Source organism: Acinetobacter sp. S-1 (genome assembly GCF_059579785.1).
Genome location: NZ_CM184207.1, coordinates 1,893,661 through 1,912,852, shown reverse-complemented (window position 1 = coordinate 1,912,852; position 19,192 = coordinate 1,893,661). Strand labels below are relative to the sequence as shown.

Sequence of the window (19,192 nt, the reverse complement as noted above, 5' to 3'; positions counted from 1 at the left end):
ACAGATTTTTATGGTCATCGCTATGTGCTTCTTGGCATGGTGATGACCATAAAACTAATCAAGCTATTAACCGACACTAAAGGAAAATAGGTTTTAAAAATAGAGTATCTCGATAGATAAACTTTCAGCATATTGCACTAAAATGAAGTTTAAAATGAGAAATGCACCATCTACCTGCATTTAGGTCCTCTAATATTTAACTGATTTCTGCTTTTCATCATCTACGTATATCGCTATATTCTAGGATATATATCGCTGTATAAATCGATAAAAAAAGGAAAAATAATGGTAAGTCCTGTACAGATAAAAAAAATCGCTATAGTCAGTTCAATCATAAGTCTTGGGTTATCAATCAGTCTCTGTGCAAAGGCTGAATCGGTTACTGTTTATGCAGCAGCAAGCTTGACTAACGCGATTAACGATTTAGAAAAAATTTACGAAAAACAGAATAAAGTAGAAGTTAAGACTTCATATGCAGGCTCATCAACCTTAGCTAAACAAATTGAAGCTGGAGCACCAGCCGATGTATTTATCTCTGCTGATACACAGTGGATGGATTATCTGCAAAATAAAAAATTAGTTGCAGCAAATGACCGTATAAATTTATTAGGTAATCAGTTGGTACTGATTACCCCGAAAGGACGATCATTAAAGATTAAATTGGATAAAACTACCGATCCAAATAAAGTGTTTACAGGGAAGATGTGTACAGGGGATACCAAAAGTGTGCCTGTAGGTAAATATGCTAAACAAGCATTTACCAATTTAGGTTGGTGGAGCCGTATTGAGCCAAAATTAGTTGAAACAGAAGATGTGCGAGCTGCATTAAACTTTGTGGCGCGTGGTGAATGTCAGGCTGGGATTGTCTATGCAACCGATGCGGCGATTAGCAAAGACGTGAAAGTAGCTGGTGTATTTCCAGAAAATACGCACTCACCAATTATTTATCCTGTAGGTTTGATTAAAAAGAATCCGAGCTCAGCAAAGTTCTATCAATTTTTACAAAGCAACCAAGCCAAAGCTGTCTTTAAAAAGTATGGCTTTAGTGTGCTAGCTCCAGTCAAGCCATGATGTTTTCTTTAACCCCAGAAGAGCTCAGCGTGCTACAACTTTCTTGTAAGGTGGCAGCGAGTTGTCTTGTAGTTAGTATTATTCCTGCGATTTGTGTGGGATGGTTTCTAGCACGTAAAGAGTTCTGGGGTAAATCATTCATTGAAACATTGGTATTTTTACCTTTGGTACTTCCACCAGTTGTACCTGGTTATTTACTTTTGCAAGTTTTTGGCAATCGCGGAATTATTGGGCAATATTTGGCGCCACTCGGAATTGATTTTGCATTTAACTGGAAAGGCGCAGTTCTTGCTTCGGCAGTGATGGGTTTTCCGCTATTGGTACAATCTATTCGACTAGCGATTGAACTGGTCGATCAGCGTTTAGAAATGGCAGCAAAGACATTAGGTGCTTCATCTTTAGGGGCATTTTTTCATGTCACTTTACCTCTTGCTAGCAGTGGTATTTTAATTGGTGCTATTTTATGTTTTTGCCGCAGTTTAGGTGAGTTTGGTGCCACCATTACCTTTGTGGGTAATATTTCAAATGAAACACGTACTTTACCTTTGGCCATGTATAGCCTAATGCAACAACCCGATACTGAGGCTGCTATTCAACGGCTTATTGTTTTATCGTTAAGTGTGGCTTTTTTAGCGCTATGGTTTGCACAGTGGTTTCATCGTTATCAAAAGAAGCGTTTAGGACGGTAAGGTTATGTTGATTGATTGCCGTTTTCAGCTACAAATGGGCCAATTTCATATTGAACCTAGTTTTCAGTCAGATGCTTCTGTTATTGGATTATTTGGTGCATCAGGTTCAGGTAAAACATCGATTTTACATGCCATTGCAGGGCTGAACACTCCGCGTAGTGGACTCATTAAAATACAAAACCAAACATGGTTTGATTCAGATCAAAAAATTAATTTAAACACGCAAAAGAGGCATGTTGGATTGGTTTTTCAAGATGCTCAGCTTTTTCCCCATAAAACGGTAAAGCAAAATTTATTATTTGGCCTTAAGCATCTTTCCCAACAAGAACGTCACTTTGAAGCAGATTACATTATTGAGTTATTAAAGTTAGGGCATTTATTACAACGTATGCCTATCAAACTGTCAGGTGGTGAAAAACAGCGCGTGGCACTGGGTCGGGCGTTGTTATATTCACCTAAGCTTTTATTGCTTGATGAGCCATTATCGGCACTAGATGCGAATCATAAAGCTGAAATTATTCCTTTTTTTCAGAAGGTAAAAGAGGAAATAAAAATTCCGATGATTTATGTGAGTCATGATATTCAAGAGATTAAACAACTGACCGAAACTATGTGGATTTTATAATTTTTCATTTTTTATATGCATTTCCAAACTTACAAGAGTCGGAATTATAGAGAACTCATTCTGGGCCTGCGGGAGATTGAACCCTAAAAAGTTACTAGGTTTGATAAAACATAAATTTGATTTTAGCCGAATAAATCAAAACCTGCCTTATTGGAAATGATTATTAATAATAAAATACTCTTGACCTTTAAATTTAATAAAATCAATATAAAACAATACCTTAATTCATAATCCTAAGCTGTAACTCATTTTTATACGATCATAAATTAATCTTTTATCTTAATTTGCTCTTGATAAGAATGATAATTATTTGCAATTATATTTGTAGATTTCTTTATAATATAAATTGGAGTATCCACATGCGCTCTACCATCGTGGTCACAGGTGCTGCAAGAGGGATAGGAGCGGCTATTGCCAAGCAACTACTAGATCAGGACTATCATGTTATTGGTATTGACTGTCAAAAAAATCCTGAACAATGGGATATCAGTAAAACAATGACGTCAGATCAATCTTCACAATGGCAAGGCATCTCACAAGACATTACCCATCAACAAGAAACACAAACTTTAATTTCAGGGCTGTTAGAAAAATACGAAATTACGGGGTTAGTAAATGCAGCAGGAGTATTAATTATGCGCTCCATGCTTGAAGCCAAAACGGAAGATTGGGAAACACTTTTTGCGGTCAATGTCATGGCGCCTATTGCGATCAGCCAACAAGTTGCTAAACATTTTTGTGCAAAAAGGCGGGGTAGCATTGTCACTATTAGTTCAAATAGTGCGCGTATGCCACGTATGCAACTTGGTATGTACGCCACCACTAAGGCTGCACTGAGTCATTTTTGTCGCAATTTGGCACTTGAAATCGCACCTTATCAAGTCAGGCTGAATATCGTTTCACCTGGATCTACTCTCACTCAAATGCAGCAACAACTCTGGACTGATAATACACCTCCACCTGCAGTAATTGATGGTGATTTGAGTCAGTACCGAACAGGTATTCCTTTAAGAAAACTCGCGCAACCAGATGATATTGCCAATACCGTGAGCTTTTTACTTTCGGACCAAGCCGCCCAAATTACGATGCAAGAAATAGTGGTAGATGGGGGAGCTACACTTGGGGTCTAAAGATTACTTCCGCACAACAACCATCTGAAATTAAAAATATTTTGAAAGATAGAAAAGGAAAATACTAATGAGTATTCCAAAGATTGCAAGTTACAGTATGCCCCAAGCCCATGAATTTACTCCCAACAAAACAAATTGGCCATTGCATACCAATCGAGCTGTTTTATTGGTTCATGATATGCAGCAATATTTTTTAGATTTCTATGACTTGACTCAAGAACCTATTCCAGAACTCATTAAAAACACCAAAGCATTAATTGATGCCGCTCATCAGTCTAATATTCCCGTTGTTTATACAGCACAACCGGGCAATCAATCACCTGAACATCGACAGTTATTAACTGATTTTTGGGGACCTGGTTTAAAAAACGAGCCGAGCTTTACGCAGATTTTTCCAAAAATTTCACCTCAAAAAAATGATACGGTTCTTACCAAGTGGAGATATAGTGTTTTTAAATTTTCACCTCTCGAACAACTCATGCGAGAATCTGGTCGCGATCAACTGATTATCTGCGGGGTATATGCACATATTGGTTGTCTTATGAGTGCTGCTGAAGCTTTTATGCTAAATATCCAACCATTCTTATGTGGTGATGCAATAGCTGACTTTAGCCGCGAAGAGCACGATATGGCATTAAAATATGCTAGTACACGATGCGCTCAAGTCATGACAACACAACAAGTGATTCATGCATGGATGCAAGAACAAGATGCACTATCCTTAGCATAATAGTGATTTAACTTATTCTACTTAAAATATAAAAAGCAGATCATCAATCTGCTTTTTATATGGGTGGAAATGAATAATTATAATAGAGAATGAAGGCAACTCATCATCATTTAATCATTAATATATAATGGTTATCATTATGTATTTGATAATTACTTAATATTGAATATTAAAACTTATATGTATATGATACACCGCTAAATACAAATGATAATATTTATCATGTGTTAATCATTATATAGAATAAGGTCGAAAAATGACTTAATGAAGAGGGTCGCAATATGGTTCAGCTCAATAATGCTTTTATTCACCAAGCGCGTACATGCAGATAGTGAGGTAGGAATAATATTAAATTATTCAGAAACTTATAATCAGCTAAAAGCTTATTTATAGGGTGATAAGCTCTGATTTATACATCAAATCATTTCCATAATTTTCAAGTAAGTATAGACAAAATAATTTTAAAAAATTTCTATATTTTTTCAACATTAAGGTTAATTAATCATGACAGCAACTTCAAAATCATTATTAAATGGACTACCCATAAAAAAATCGAGAATACAGGTTTTTGAAATTTTAAATCAAAATCCACAAGGCTTAAGTGCTGTGAGTATTTATACGCAAATTAAAAATGAACATAAAATAACGCTAGGAACGATTTATCGAATCTTGTCGGAATTTGAAAACCGTAAACTCATCAAAAGGGTGTTTTTAGGAAAAAGCAAAAGTATTTATAAGCTTAGAAAAGACAAGATGAGTTGTAACCTCATTTCGCTCAAAACCTCTGAAGCCTTGAACTTTGAACATGACAAAGTTAAAGAATTACTTCATGAGGTTACTGATATTATTTTTGCAAATACCGGAGTCGATATCAGTAGTGTTGAGCTCAATCTATATACCGAATAAAAATCTTTTAAACTGCCATAAAAATAAAGGACAGCATCATACTGTCCTTTATTCTCATTAAATCAGTTACTTGATAACTTTAATTCGAGTCGTAGCTGGAATAGTTAAAGGTGAATCTTTAGAGTTTTCAGCAACATAGTTTTCAAGCGCATCAATATCTTGACCACCACCGACACGGTTTTGGCCTTCTTTTAATACCGTAAAGTTGTCACCACCATCTGCCAAGAAGCTATTTACCGTCACGCGATACACTTTAGTGTCAACCAACGGCGAACCTGCAATCATAATATTACTTGCTCGTGGTGAAACAGATGTATTTGCCGCATATTGGTAACTTAACTCCTTAGACGGTTGTAAAATTCTAGGCGAATTTGCATTTGCACCAGACCATTGCTGTTCAAGCACATCTCTAATCTGTTTACCGGTTAAGCTCAACGTCACAATAGAGTTACCGAATGGTTGAACCGCAAAAACATCGCCAAAGGTAATCTGGTTATTACTATTAATAAATAGATCAGCACGCACACCACCTGGATTCATTAACGTAAAGTCTGAGCCTTGATTACTTGCTTTTAAGGCAGCCGCTTGCTGAGCATCGGCAATCATAATACCTAGCGCACTTTCACCACTTTCGACTTGAGTACGGCTCACAACGGCAGTAGATGTACCAACCACACGACTTGAAATGGTGGTCACAGCTTGGCGGTATTTATCTAAAATCGCTTCAATGCTTGGGGTTTTATTAAATTTTTGATAGAGGTCTGTCAGGCTTACAGTGGTTGTGCCAGACGTATATGCTTCACTTTGTACAGGAACCTGTTTCGCATCTTTTTTAATTACATCACCAGTTTTACCATCTAATTCAATCTTAATGTCAGTAATGAGCGTGCCATATTGTCCAGCTGAAGTAAGTAAGAATGGTTTAGCTGGATTTTTTGTCGCATAGTCACAAATATAAGATTGATGTGTATGACCTGAAACAACAATATCAACTGCTGGATTAAGCTTATCTAAAATACCCAAAATTGGACCACTTAAACCACCACATGTTTTTTGATTGAGCTTCGTACTTGGCGCTGCACCTTCATGGACAACGACTACAATCGCTTCAATTCCTTGTTTTTTTAATTCAGGAATCAGGGCATTTACTGTATCTGCTTCATCACGGAATTCAACATCCTTAATACCTGCCGCAGAAACAATACTTGGCGTCGCTTTAAGAGTTAAACCAATAAATGCAACTGGAATTCCACCATAAGTTTTAACTTTATAGGCTGGGAAGATTGTTTTACTAGCGTCATTTTTCATTGCGACGTTAGCAGCAAGAAAATCAAATTTTGCACCACTAAAATTTTTATTAATTTGACAAGGTGCAGTGCTGGTATATTGCTGACATCCACCATTTTTTAAACGGCGTAATTCGTCTGTACCCCGATCAAATTCATGGTTACCTACAGCATTAAAGTCAATTTGAATATCATTCATGACTTCAATGGTTGGTTCATCTAAAAATAAAGAAGAGGTGAGCGGAGAGGCGCTAATTAAGTCACCTGCCGAAACCACAGCATTATTTGGATTTTCTGCTTTAAGTTTTTTAATTGCATCGGCGAAGTAACTCACTCCTCCCACAGGAATACGAACAGATTGAGCAGCATCATTTGGATTTGGTGCCTCGACATAACGCTTAGGTGGCTCAAGATTTCCGTGAAAGTCATTAAAAGCTAAAATATTTACGGTTTGATTGCTTCTTTGGGCAGGTGGTGCTGTGTCATTATCATCATCGTCATTACATCCCGCCAATAACGCTACTGCCAGAGAAAGTGTTGTTACTTTAAAAAGTATTGTTAAATTTTTCATTTTTTTATCATTTGATCAATTAAGACGGATAAAAAATACGCTTTTAGTATGAATGTTTGATGAAAGACCCAATAAGTAAATATGTTCGAAATATTAAAATTTGGACAAAAAACACAATTATCGAACAATATCTTAGCTAGGGGTGGTCTACAAACCCAATTTTTTTATTTAGAATAAATTTTTAATTGCCTTATAAATCTTAATCAAGTGATTCATTTCATAAGATTAATATGAACCGGAGATAATTTATGCAATGGACTAAACCAGCTTTTACTGATTTACGCATTGGTTTTGAAGTTACAATGTACTTTGAAGCACGTTAATCAGTTTCGTCAAATATGTTATAAGCCCTAGTCTTGTTCTAGGGCTTATCTCTTTCTAATAAGATATTAATTTTATGTATATTTATGTTTTAGGTTCAGCTGCCGGAGGCGGGTTCCCGCAGTGGAATTGTAATTGCCCGAATTGTGATGGTGTGCGCACAGGTACAATCCAAGCCAAAGCCCGTACTCAATCATCGATTGCTGTTTCTGAAAATGGAACAGACTGGGTTTTATTAAACGCGTCACCTGATATCCGTCAGCAACTCTTCGAATTTAAAGCAGCTCAACCAGCACGTAAATTACGTGATACAGGAATAACAAGCGTTATTTTAATGGATAGTCAGTTAGACCATACCACTGGGCTCTTAACCTTACGTGAAGGTTGTCCAATGAATGTATGGTGTACAGCAATGGTCCACCAAGATTTAACGAGTGGCTTTCCAGTATTTAATATGCTTAAACACTGGAATGGTGGTCTTCAATATAATGAAATTAATCCTAAACAAGCCTTTAAAATTGATGGTTTCGAAAATTTAGAATTTTTGCCTTTAATTATTAAAAGTGCAGCTCCACCATATTCACCGCATCGAAATGACCCACATGACGGCGACAATATCGCTTTAATTATCAAAGATCATAAAACACAAAAGCAGTTATTCTATGCACCGGGTCTTGGAAAAATTGACGATCAAATCATGCAGATTATGCAGAGTTCAGACTGCGTCATGATTGATGGTACGCTTTGGACAGATGATGAAATGCAACAAACAGGGGTTGGAACTAAAACTGGCTGTGAAATGGGACATTTATATATTAGTGGCGAAGGTGGTTCATTGTCTTATTTAAACCAGTTGAGTACACCTAAAAAAGTGCTGATTCATATTAACAATACCAATCCAATTTTAAATGAAAACTCTAGTCAGTTTGCTGAGCTTAAAGCAAATGGTGTAGAAGTTGCCTATGATGGCATGCAGATTGAACTCTAAGGTGAAACATGACTCAAACACCTGAAGCTTTAACAACCGAACAATTTAAACAAGCCATTATCGATAAAGGCCAGTATTATCATATTTATCACCCATTTCACGTGATGATGTATGAAGGTAAAGCGACCCAGCAACAAATTCAGGCTTGGGTTGCAAACCGATATTACTATCAAATTAATATTCCGCTTAAAGATGCGGCGATTATGGCAAATTGCCCTGATCAAAGAGTCCGTCAAGAATGGATTCAACGCATGATCGATCAAGATGGTGAATATCCTGATGGTGGTGGTCGAGAAGCATGGTTACGGTTAGCCGAAGCTGTGGGCTTGAGTCGTGAACAGGTTATTTCCGAAGAGTTAGTTTTACCGGGCGTTCGCTTCGCGGTAGATGCCTATGTAAACTTTGCACGCCGTGCTTCATGGCGTGAAGCAGCAAGCAGTTCTTTAACCGAACTTTTTGCGCCACAGATTCATCAGTCACGACTTGATTCATGGCCGCAGCATTATCCATGGATTGATGATAAAGGCTATGAGTATTTTCGTTCTCGTTTGAGTCAGGCACGCCGTGATGTTGAACATGGTTTAACGATTACACTTGATTCATTTACAACTCATGAACAACAAGAACGAATGCTTGAAATATTGCAGTTTAAACTGGATATTCTATGGAGCATTTTAGATGCTTTAACTTTGGCATATGTTCACAATGAAGCACCGTATCACAGCGTGACAAGCAAACGAGTTTGGCACAAAGGACTATTTAAATGAATAAAGAGCAGTTTGATTTAAACCTTGTACCAACATGGCGACAAGGTTACCGTTTTCAGTTCGAGCCAGCTCAAAATGGTTTTGTGATTTTATATCCTGAAGGCATGATTAAGTTAAATGAGAGTGCAGGGGCAATCGGACAATATATTGATGGGCAGCAAAATGTTTCTGCAATTATTGCTCAGTTAAAGCAAAAATTTGGTGATATTGCTGAGATAGATCAAGATGTAGTGGATTACATGCTGGTCGCAAAGCAGCAACACTGGATTGATTTAGTATGACAGAAGGTGTTGGCCTGCCTTTATGGTTATTAGCGGAGTTAACTTATCGTTGTCCGCTACAATGCCCATATTGCTCAAACCCCTTGGACTATGCTCAGCATAAAAATGAACTAACCACTCAAGAGTGGTTTGACGTTTTTGATCAGGCACGTCAAATGGGTGCTGTTCAACTCGGCTTTTCTGGCGGTGAACCACTGGTACGTCAAGATTTAGAACAACTCGTTGCACATGCTCATCAACAAGGGTTTTATACCAACCTCATTACCTCAGGCATGGGTCTTACCGAACAACGTATTGCTGATCTAAAACAAGCGGGTTTAGACCACATTCAAGTGAGCTTCCAAGCTAGCGATCCTGTGGTAAACGATGCCTTGGCAGGTTCAAAGCATGCTTTTGAACAAAAGTATGAAATGTGCCGATTGGTTAAGAAATACGATTATCCGATGGTCCTTAACTTTGTTATTCATCGACATAACATTGACCAGATTGAACAAATCATTGAACTTTGCATCGAGCTGAATGCAGATACAGTCGAGTTGGCAATTTGTCAGTTTTATGGCTGGGCTTTTTTAAACCGCCAAGGTTTATTACCCACACAAGAGCAACTGACACGAGCTGAACGGATTACCAATGAATATCGAGAAAAATTAAAAGCGCAAAATCATCCTTGCAAACTTATTTTTGTAGTGCCTGATTATTATGAAGAGCGGCCAAAAGCCTGTATGAATGGCTGGGGTAAAATCTTCTTTACAGTTGCTCCAGATGGTATGGCGCTACCTTGCCATGCAGCACGACAACTGCCCATTTCGTTTCCAAATGTTCGCGAACATAAATTGTCAGATATTTGGTACAAATCAACTGGATTTAATCATTTCCGTGGTGATGCATGGATGCCAGAAGGGTGCCGAAGCTGTCCAGATAAAGATCGAGACTTTGGCGGATGTCGTTGTCAGGCCTATATGTTGACTGGAGATGCAGCTAATGCCGATCCTGTATGTGGGAAATCGCCGTATCATCAAATGATTGAACAAGCGCGGGCAGAAAGTCAATTGGCTGCACCTTTGCAAAATTTAGTATTCCGTAATAGTAGAAACTCTAAATCTTTAAGCGCCACACAAAATATTCCAGTCCACACGATTACAGACATATAGCAAGTAATAGGAATGCTCATGAAGCCTAGCCATATTCCAGTTTTTGATGGACATAATGACACATTAACACGCTTATGGCTAAGTGACCATCCAGATCCTGTACATGCTTTTATTCATGAACGTTTAGTAGGCCATCTTGATTTAAAACGCTGTCAAGAAGCTGGTTTTATTGGTGGAATGTTTGCGATTTTTTTACCGCCATATAGTTATGTGCAACAGCATCATCCCAATAAATTATTTGATCTGAATGCTTCTGATTTTACGCAACAGCAAATTGAACAAATTTGCTTGGAACAACTCGATTTAGCTCACCAACTTGCTCAGTATTCTAAAATTATTAAAATCTGCACCTCGGCTCAAAATATTCAGGATTGTTTAGCAAAGAAAAAGCTAGCAATTGTATTGCATATGGAAGGTGGTGAAGCTTTACAACAAACTCCTGATTTACTCGATGTATTTTATGAAAGAGGCTTGCGTAGTATTGGCCCCCTGTGGAATAGACCTAGCCGCTTTGGACATGGTTTAAATGCTAAGTTTCCGCACTCACCTGACACGGGAGCAGGTCTCACGAGTGATGGCAAACATTTTATAAGACGCTGTGCAAATAAAAAAATGGTGATTGATGTTTCACACATGAATGAGAAAGCTTTTTGGAATACTGTAGATATATTGCAGCAGCCAATTGTAGCAACACACTCTAATTCACATGCTTTATGCCCTCAAGCTCGCAACTTAACTGACCCACAGCTTAAAGCAATACGGGAAAGTAAAGGGATGGTGGGGGTAAATTTCGATGTCGCTTTTTTACGGTCGGATGGACAACGAAATGCAGATACATCGATTGATGTAATTTTGGAACATTTAGAATATTTAATGGATCATTTGGGCGAAGAATATGTGGGCTTTGGTTCGGACTTCGATGGTGCACTTATAGGTACTGAACTTGAAGATGTGACAGGCCTACATCGCTTAATTGAACGTATGCAACAGCGTGGTTATTCTAAAACACTGATTGAAAATATATGTCTTAATAATTGGGTGAGGGTGCTTTATAGAATTTTTGGTCAATAATGAATGACTAAACAGAGTTAATCTACAGAATCATAACTATTTTTTTATTGGCCGAAATGACTAAAAAAAATACAAATAGTTTAATTGTCAACCATTCGGTATATTCACTACACTCAACCTTACTGAATGTAAGAACATTTGGTATTTCAGGTCTTTTGTGGTTTTCACATCACCCATTTCTTTATGAGAAGTAGAAATGGGTTTTTTCTTATCCTAATTATATAAACGTGACAGTCATCACAATAATCGCTAATTATTGGTAAAAACCCTCAATCCCATCTTGACTAAAAGTTCAGCATTAAATACATTTGTAATGTATTTTTAAAGATAATAAGATTGCATAAAGCGATTCATAATACTGCTTAATCCTGAAATACAGTGAAAAGCCTATTCTTTTTTAGAATAGGCTTTTTGCTTTGTATCAAAATTTATTTTTCGGGATTATTTTACTCTTCAATTAACATAAAAAATAAACACCTTACAAAAGCGGAGCAAATGAAAGCCGTTAAATAACAAATTTTATGCTATTAATTTAAGCTAATTTCTCAAAAGTTACTCCGTTAATCGAAGAGGTGCAAAATGTTAAAGTCAATTATAGTATTGGGAACAGGTATCGCGATTGGGATGTGTATGTACAAGAAAAAGCAAAAAAATAGCAAAAGCTTTACCACAGATAGTGATACAGACTCATTGATTAGTAAAGACACTGCTAAAAATAAAGATGATGGTTCGCTGGATAACGCAGTACAAGTTTAGAATTAAATAAAAAGGGTTCAGTTAATGAACCCTTTAATTTTGATTAAAAGTAAATTTTTTAATAAGTAATATTTACATTGAATAGATTAACTTAAAAATAATATTTAAATTAAATAATCACTCAACTATTCATTTAATTATTGCAAAAATATGATTAAAACAAAGAAAACACTTTCATTATTAAAATTTACATATTGTATCAGTGGAGTCTTTATTATTGTCGATGCGGATAATAAAAAAATGGAGACTAGTATGTCAAAACGCCATATCTTAAAAGAAGTGAATGCTAAAAGTATGTGTGGTATGGAAATCGTTGTCGAACAAATTTATGAAAATATCAATGAAAAAAACTTTATAGACGTTGAACTGGAACAGAGCTGGTTACCACTTTCTAAAATTGTGATTTCGGATAAAGTCATCAATTTAGATCCAGATAATAGCTTTGCTCATCCTAGAACAGGTAAAGTCTTTAAAGTCCTTAATTCTTAATCGTTTTTCTGTAAGTACATTTTTCATATTTCTAAGTCATTGAGGCGAAACATAGATACGTTTCGCCTCAATGTATTTAACTAAGAATTAATTTTCTTTTTGGAAAATAGTTTCTCTGCGGCTCCCAACACAAAAATAAAGAACACGGGAACAAAAAAGATGGCCAAGATGGTGGCAGATATCATGCCTCCAAATACTCCTGTACCTAATGCATGCTGAGTTTCCGAACTTGCTCCAGTTGCAATGACCAATGGGATAACACCACAAGTAAAGGCAAGGGAAGTCATCAAAATTGGGCGTAGGCGTAACTTTGCTGCTGCAACGGCTGCTTCAATTAAAGTCATGCCTTCTTCTTTGAGCATCTTTGCGAACTCAACAATTAAAATCGCATTTTTGGCAGATAAACCAATAATAGTGATAAGACCAATTTTGAAGAAAATATCGTTTGGCATTCCTCTTAACATAATGGCCATTACCGCACCAAAGATGCCTAAAGGAACAACAAGCATGACAGATAACGGAATTGACCAACTTTCATAAAGTGCAGCTAAAACTAAAAACACGACTAACATTGATAAAGCAATAAGGAATATCATTTGAGATTCAGATTGCTTTTCTTGCAGTGAAATACCTGTCCACTCATAACCAATACCTTGAGGAAGTTTGGCAATCAGCTTTTCCATTTCTCGCATCGCATCACCTGAAGATACCCCTATGTTAGGCACTCCAGCGATACTTAATGATGGTCGGCCATTGTAGCGATTATATTGCTGCGGCAACTTATTCCACTGAGGAATCACGACCTCAGATAAAGACACCAGTTGTCCGTTTGCGCCTGCAACCTTCAAACTCAAGATATCTTTTAAATGCATTCGTGATTTTGCATTGGCTTGAACAATAACTTGCTGCATTCTGCCTTGATTTGGAAAATCATTGATATACATCGATCCCATTGAGGTCGAAATAATATCTGAAACAGAAGCAAAGCTTACTCCTAGAGTGTTTAGTTTTTCGCGGTCGATCTTCAAGCTAATATTGTCACCTTGAGGTAGACCTTCTGGGTAAACCATGTAAAATTTTTTGTTTTGGGCCGCCATTTCCATAAGCTTTTCTTGCGCCGAAATTAAAGCAGGCATTCCTAAGTTTGCTTTGTCTTGTAAACGTAAACTAAAGCCTGAAGATGTACCCAATTCATCAATTGCTGGAGGAAGTACAGACATAGTTGTACCTTCTTTACTGTTTGCCATTTCAGCATTTATGAAGTTGGTATAGTCAGTAGTAGATTTATCACGCTCACCAAAATCTTTTAAGGTTGTAAAAGCGAGTGCAACGTTTTGGCCAGCGCCACTAAATCCCCAACCCATAATTGAAATATTGCTTTTAACATCCGACTGCTCATTTAAATGGCCTTCAAAATCTTTCACAATTTTTGTTGTACGTTCAGCAGTCGCATCTGAAGGTAATTGGAACGACGTTAAAAACCAGCCTTGATCTTCCTCTGGCATAAAAGCAGTTGGCCAATATTTCATGCCTGCAAAAGTTAAACCTGTAATCACCACAAAAATAATTAGAGTCGGAATAGTATGTTTAACGACTTTAAGTAAAATCGCTTCATATTTTTTTGTGACTTTATCAAAGCTACGATCAAACCATGCATAAAAACCTTTCTTTTGATGATTTGCATCAACTGGTTTTAATAAGGTTGCACAAAGTGCAGGGGTGAGCGTTAAAGCTAAAAATGCCGAGAATAAAATTGAGACTGACATCGTAATGGTAAATTGGCGGTAAATAATACCGACTGAGCCACTTGCTAAAGCCATTGGTAAAAATACGGCTGCTAGTACCAAAGTAATACCAATAATCGGGCTGGTAATCTCTGTCATGGCTTTGGAAGTCGCTTCTTTAGGCGATAGACCTTCGGTTGCCATAATTCGTTCTACATTCTCAACAACTACAATAGCATCATCGACAATAATCCCGATCGCAAGCACCATACCGAACATAGTTAACACATTAATTGAGTAACCAGTTAAAAGCATGATGGTAAAGGTGCCAAGCAGGGCAATTGGAGCGACAATCGCAGGAATTAAGGTATAGCGAACATTATGAAGAAATATATACATCACAATAAAGACCAAAACCATGGCTTCAATTAATGTATGAACTACCTTTTCTATCGAAATTTTAACAAAAGGCGCAGTATCGTAAGGAATGCTAAATTGCATGCCTTCAGGTAAATTGACTTTTAGCTCTTCGAGTTTCTGTTTTACCGCATCTGCTGTTTTTACTGCATTTGCACCAGGGCTCAACTGAATAGCTGCAGCTGTTGCAGGTTTACCATTTTCTAAAATCGCAAAATTATATGACTGAGCACCCATTTCTACATCGGCTACATCCGACAACTTAATAGTGGCACCACTAATATTGCTCTTTAGACTAATATTTTTGAACTGCTCTACATTTTCAAGCTGTCCTTGAGCGGATAAAGGTATGGTAATTAATTGACCATTAACTAGAGGGCGATCACCAAGTCGTCCTGGTGCAATATCGATATTATTGTTACGAATCGCATTATTTACATCACTAATCGATAGGCCATAAGAAACTAATTTATTTGGATCTACCCAAATTCGCATCGCTTTTTCGGCACCAAAAGACTGAATTTTTCCGACACCTTCAACACGTTTAAGCTCTTCGACCACATTACGAACCAGATAATCGCTCAAATCAACTTCTGAATAACGATGGTTGGGTGAATTTAACCCCACAAGCATTAAAAAACCTGAGGAAGATGCCTCTACAGCTAAGCCTTGTTGGCGGACGACTTGGGGTAAGCGTGCTTCAACCGCTTTAATTTTGTTTTGTACGTCGACTTGTGCCATATCCACATCGGTACCGGGTTTAAACGTCGCGGTAATTTCAGCGGTTCCTGACGAATCCGTTGTAGCACTATAGTAGAGTAAGTTTTTTACTCCTGACATTTCCCGTTCAATGAGAGTAATCACACTATCATTAATCGTTTTGGGAGTAGCGCCAGGATAACTTGCTGTAATGTTCACTTCGGGTGGAGCGACACTCGGAAAGCGTGCAATGGGTAACTTTGGAATACTCAGTACACCAAATAGAATAATAAAAATTGCAATTACCCATGCAAAAACAGGACGGCGAATAAAGAATTGAGACATCATTTAGCATCTCCTTGCTTCACCGTATTTTCTGTTGAGGCCGCTTTCCATGCTGAAATTGCTAGTTTTTGGTTGGGCTGGATACGCTCTATACCTTCAACGACAACTTTTTCGCCTGCTTTCAGCCCTCTATTGATGAGATAAAACTGCTCATATTGTTGCCCTAATTCTACTGAGCGAACATCTGCGCCACCTTTGGCATTCACTACATAAACTTGAGGATCGCCATTCATATTGCGCTGAATAGCTTGTTCTGGCACGAGTAAGGCCTGAGGAACCGAAGCACGCTCAATATTAACGCGGACATACATACCCGGCAGTAATTTTCTTTCAGGATTGGTCACTTCAATACGGATGGTGACATCCCCAGTTTCAGGGTCTACATTAATATCTTCAAACAGCATTTTTGCTGTAACGTTATAGGGCTGTCCCAAACTATTCAAAATCTGTACAGCTTTTTGATTGTTGGCAGATAACTCACCACTTTGAAGGGCCGCCTGTAGGCGCTCATATTCTCCAATAGACTGCTTTACATCGACATAAACGCGGTCAATTTGTTGAATGGTCGCCATAGTATTGCTATCAGCCTGACTAACCAAAGCGCCTTCGGTTATGAATGATTTACCAATACGCCCGGAAATCGGTGCTCGCACTGTCGCATACTGTAAATTAAGATTTTGACGAGCCAATAACGCTTTCATTTGAGCAACATCTGCAATCGCTTGTCGATATTGCGCTTCGACATTACTTACTTCTTGCTTACTAATCGCATTACTTGGTAAAAGTTGCTGGTAGCGCTCCAGTTGTATTTTTAGGCGGTTTACTTCTGCTTCAGCTTTATTTAAACCCGCTCGATTACTATTTACATCAGCCTCAAATGTTTCTGAGTTTATTTTGTATAGAGGTTGTCCAGCTTTAACTTCACTACCTTGAGCGAATAAAACTTTTTCGATAATACCGCCAACTTGAGGACGAATTTCGGCAGTTCTGAAAGCTTGAACACGCGCCGGTAGATTTTCACTAAAGTTAATAGACTGCGGTTGAATTGAAATAACGGTAACCTTAGCCGTAGATACTTGTGTTTGATCACTTACTTGTTCATTGCCACAGCCATGTAATACAAGACCGAAAGATAAAACGAATGGAACTAAAAAATGCTTTTGCACTTTTATAACACCTAATGGACTTCTAGATGCTGGCATTATTTTTGATGTGTGTGTAACCAAAATCACGAATATGTGGAAAAAGTGTGGAGATCTATCAAAAAATACGCGTATGATAAATCAAATTTTTCCCGCGTCTTATTGCTATGTTCGAGTCAACCTTTACGTTTAATTGTCAGGATAAGCTTATTCTTGTGGTAGAAGATGAGTATGATATTGGCGATATTATTGAACATTATCTTAAGCGTGAAGGTATGCGTGTTGTACGGGCCATGAATGGTAAGCAGGCAATTGAAATACACGCAGCGCAACCTATTGATCTGATGATTCTCGATATAAAAATGCCGGAACTGAGCGGGTGGGAAGTACTGAATAAAATTCGGCAAAAAGCAGCGACACCAGTCATTATGCTTACGGCTTTAGATCAAGAAATTGATAAAGTCATGGCTTTAAGAATTGGAGCAGACGACTTTGTCGTAAAACCCTTTAACCCAAATGAAGTGGTCGCACGTGTACAAGCAGTACTAAGACGTACTCAACAAAACCAGCAAACTCCTAACCGAAATCTGATTTATAAAAATATTGAGGTGAATACCGAAATTCATACTGCTTACATCCATTCGGGCGATCAAAAACAAACACTCAATTTAACTCTAACTGAGTACAAAATTTTATTACTGATGTTACCGCATCCTCATAAAGTCTTTACTCGTTCAGAGCTCATGAATCAGTGTCTACCAGATCGAGATGCATTAGAACGTACGGTCGATAGTCATGTCAGTAAGCTACGAAAGAAAATAGAAGATCTGGGTTTACGAAATATGCTCATCAATGTTCGTGGTGTAGGCTACAGGTTGGATCATCCACATGAAAAATAAAACGGGAATTAGTAAGCAACTGATTATTGCACTGAGCTTTACCAGCCTAAGTGTTACGCTGAGTTCGCTAATTTTAGGTTATGGCACCTACTATGTTGCAATTGAAGTAGGGCTTATATCTCTCGAAAAGCTGAAAGAAAGTGATGAGTTTTTCCACTATCTAGATGGTATATGGTTATTCGCCGTGCTTCTGTTTGGCACAGCATTATCAATTATTTTAGGCATCAAGCTTGCTCAACGTTTTATTGTGCCTATTAATCTATTAGCCGATGCAGCTAAGAAAATTAGTCATGGGGATTTAAGCGCACGAGTTGAAAAACCGATGCATAATTCTTCTGAAATTGGTGAGCTCATGGATAATTTTAATGATATGGCTCAAAAACTAGAGACTTCAGTTGAAAATGCTCATGTCTGGAATGCTGCAATTGCACATGAGTTAAGAACGCCAGTCACCATTTTGCAAGGTAGGTTGCAGGGGATTATTGATGGTGTTTTTGAAGCTGATCCTATTTTATTTAAAAACTTACTGAATCAAGTAGAAGGTCTTTCAAACCTAGTCGAAGATTTACGTACATTGAGTCTTTTTGAAAACCAACAGCTTAGACTTAACCTCGAAACGATTTGTTTTAATGAAACTGCTCATAAAGTCGTGCACATGTTTGAAGAAAAATTAGAAAAAGCTCAGCTTAAAGTCATTTTCGATATTGAAGCGCCAAAAGTTGAGTGTGATCAACGGCGAATTGAACAGATTTTAATTGCTTTACTGGATAACGCTACACGTTATGCAAATCCGGGAAAGTTAATTGTTTCAACGAGACAAGAACAAACTAACTGGATTCTTGAAATAGAAGATGAAGGACCTGGCATTTCAGCTGAGCATCGCAAAGATTTATTTAACCCTTTTTTCAGGTTAGAACAATCAAGAAATAAAGAGTTAGGCGGCACTGGGTTAGGTCTTTCGGTTGTACAAGCCCTTGTGATTGCCCATAAAGGTCAAGTCGATTATTTAAATCAACATTCACATAGTATTTTTAGAATAAGCATTCCCCAATAATGATCGCTTTTGTATAACCTTTAACGCTTTAATTAAGAGAAATTGCATTTCATGACTCGTGATTAACTAAAAAATAGGTT

General features: G+C 37.5%; 19 protein-coding genes. 16 read left to right on the top strand and 3 right to left on the bottom strand.

Translation table 11 applies throughout. The features are described from left to right. The first annotated feature begins 285 nt into the window (after positions 1-285). From modA to AC52J8_RS09100, 6 genes are all read left to right on the top strand, one after another. Positions 286-1,071 carry a molybdate ABC transporter substrate-binding protein gene (gene modA / locus AC52J8_RS09125; protein WP_086399024.1) on the top strand — a complete coding sequence of 262 codons (786 nt, stop codon included), beginning with the start codon at positions 286-288 and terminating at the stop codon, positions 1,069-1,071. Beyond that, positions 1,068-1,760, top strand: coding sequence for a molybdate ABC transporter permease subunit (modB, locus tag AC52J8_RS09120; RefSeq protein ID WP_086399025.1), 693 nt, complete (start codon positions 1,068-1,070; stop codon positions 1,758-1,760). The genes modA and modB overlap by 4 nt, the downstream gene beginning before the upstream one ends. 4 nt (positions 1,761-1,764) lie before the next feature. Beyond that, entirely contained in the window at positions 1,765-2,385 is a 621-nt protein-coding gene (locus AC52J8_RS09115; protein WP_086399026.1) for an ATP-binding cassette domain-containing protein, read from the top strand. A 359-nt stretch (positions 2,386-2,744) separates the two neighbouring features. After that, the gene (locus AC52J8_RS09110) at positions 2,745-3,515 is read left to right on the top strand and encodes an SDR family oxidoreductase (protein WP_086399027.1); all 771 of its coding nucleotides are present in this window, start codon (positions 2,745-2,747) and stop codon (positions 3,513-3,515) included. 67 nt (positions 3,516-3,582) lie between these two features. Continuing rightward, complete coding sequence (locus tag AC52J8_RS09105) at positions 3,583-4,245, top strand: isochorismatase family protein (protein WP_496538911.1); 663 nt, start codon at positions 3,583-3,585, stop codon at positions 4,243-4,245. A 504-nt stretch (positions 4,246-4,749) separates the two neighbouring features. Further along, positions 4,750-5,151, top strand: a complete 402-nt coding sequence (locus AC52J8_RS09100) for a transcriptional repressor (RefSeq protein WP_005069251.1) — start codon at positions 4,750-4,752, stop codon at positions 5,149-5,151. Between the two features lie 66 nt (positions 5,152-5,217). Here the strand turns inward: AC52J8_RS09100 and AC52J8_RS09095 are convergent, their stop codons facing one another. Continuing rightward, positions 5,218-7,008 carry a bifunctional metallophosphatase/5'-nucleotidase gene (locus AC52J8_RS09095; protein ID WP_208753217.1) on the bottom strand — a complete coding sequence of 597 codons (1,791 nt, stop codon included), beginning with the start codon at positions 7,006-7,008 and terminating at the stop codon, positions 5,218-5,220. 248 nt (positions 7,009-7,256) lie between these two features. Between AC52J8_RS09095 and pqqA the strand changes: the two genes are divergently transcribed. The 8 genes from pqqA to AC52J8_RS09055 all read left to right on the top strand — a co-directional run bounded on the left by pqqA (position 7,257) and on the right by AC52J8_RS09055 (position 12,832). Further along, positions 7,257-7,331 carry a pyrroloquinoline quinone precursor peptide PqqA gene (gene pqqA / locus AC52J8_RS09090; RefSeq protein ID WP_001982218.1) on the top strand — a complete coding sequence of 25 codons (75 nt, stop codon included), beginning with the start codon at positions 7,257-7,259 and terminating at the stop codon, positions 7,329-7,331. 74 nt (positions 7,332-7,405) lie between these two features. Beyond that, positions 7,406-8,317: a pyrroloquinoline quinone biosynthesis protein PqqB gene (gene pqqB, locus AC52J8_RS09085; protein ID WP_086399030.1), complete on the top strand. Its 912-nt coding sequence runs from the start codon at positions 7,406-7,408 to the stop codon at positions 8,315-8,317. Between the two features lie 8 nt (positions 8,318-8,325). Then, positions 8,326-9,084, top strand: coding sequence for a pyrroloquinoline-quinone synthase PqqC (gene pqqC / locus AC52J8_RS09080; protein WP_016145249.1), 759 nt, complete (start codon positions 8,326-8,328; stop codon positions 9,082-9,084). Beyond that, complete coding sequence (pqqD, locus tag AC52J8_RS09075) at positions 9,081-9,365, top strand: pyrroloquinoline quinone biosynthesis peptide chaperone PqqD (RefSeq protein ID WP_004792407.1); 285 nt, start codon at positions 9,081-9,083, stop codon at positions 9,363-9,365. Before pqqC ends, pqqD begins: the two co-directional genes overlap by 4 nt. Next, complete coding sequence (gene pqqE / locus AC52J8_RS09070; protein ID WP_086399031.1) at positions 9,362-10,516, top strand: pyrroloquinoline quinone biosynthesis protein PqqE; 1,155 nt, start codon at positions 9,362-9,364, stop codon at positions 10,514-10,516. The genes pqqD and pqqE overlap by 4 nt, the downstream gene beginning before the upstream one ends. Positions 10,517-10,534: 18 nt before the next feature. After that, positions 10,535-11,587: a dipeptidase gene (locus tag AC52J8_RS09065; protein WP_086399032.1), complete on the top strand. Its 1,053-nt coding sequence runs from the start codon at positions 10,535-10,537 to the stop codon at positions 11,585-11,587. 579 nt (positions 11,588-12,166) lie between these two features. Continuing rightward, on the top strand, positions 12,167-12,343 hold the full coding sequence (locus AC52J8_RS09060) for a hypothetical protein (RefSeq protein ID WP_002113575.1): 177 nt from the start codon (positions 12,167-12,169) through the stop codon (positions 12,341-12,343). Between the two features lie 252 nt (positions 12,344-12,595). After that, on the top strand, positions 12,596-12,832 hold the full coding sequence (locus tag AC52J8_RS09055; RefSeq protein WP_016806236.1) for a hypothetical protein: 237 nt from the start codon (positions 12,596-12,598) through the stop codon (positions 12,830-12,832). 80 nt (positions 12,833-12,912) lie between these two features. Here the strand turns inward: AC52J8_RS09055 and AC52J8_RS09050 are convergent, their stop codons facing one another. Together AC52J8_RS09050 and AC52J8_RS09045 are read right to left on the bottom strand one after the other, a co-directional pair. After that, positions 12,913-16,020 carry an AdeB/AdeJ family multidrug efflux RND transporter permease subunit gene (locus tag AC52J8_RS09050; protein WP_060465638.1) on the bottom strand — a complete coding sequence of 1,036 codons (3,108 nt, stop codon included), beginning with the start codon at positions 16,018-16,020 and terminating at the stop codon, positions 12,913-12,915. Continuing rightward, a complete protein-coding gene (locus tag AC52J8_RS09045) occupies positions 16,017-17,183 on the bottom strand; it encodes an efflux RND transporter periplasmic adaptor subunit (protein ID WP_060465795.1) in 1,167 nt (388 codons plus the stop codon). The genes AC52J8_RS09050 and AC52J8_RS09045 overlap by 4 nt, the downstream gene beginning before the upstream one ends. A 143-nt stretch (positions 17,184-17,326) precedes the next feature. Here AC52J8_RS09045 and adeR point away from each other — a divergent pair, with 143 nt between their 5' ends. Both adeR and adeS read left to right on the top strand, forming a co-directional pair. Continuing rightward, positions 17,327-18,058: an efflux system response regulator transcription factor AdeR gene (gene adeR, locus AC52J8_RS09040; protein ID WP_060465637.1), complete on the top strand. Its 732-nt coding sequence runs from the start codon at positions 17,327-17,329 to the stop codon at positions 18,056-18,058. Further along, positions 18,048-19,112 carry a two-component sensor histidine kinase AdeS gene (gene adeS, locus AC52J8_RS09035; RefSeq protein WP_086399033.1) on the top strand — a complete coding sequence of 355 codons (1,065 nt, stop codon included), beginning with the start codon at positions 18,048-18,050 and terminating at the stop codon, positions 19,110-19,112. The genes adeR and adeS overlap by 11 nt, the downstream gene beginning before the upstream one ends. The last annotated feature ends 80 nt before the right edge of the window (positions 19,113-19,192 follow it).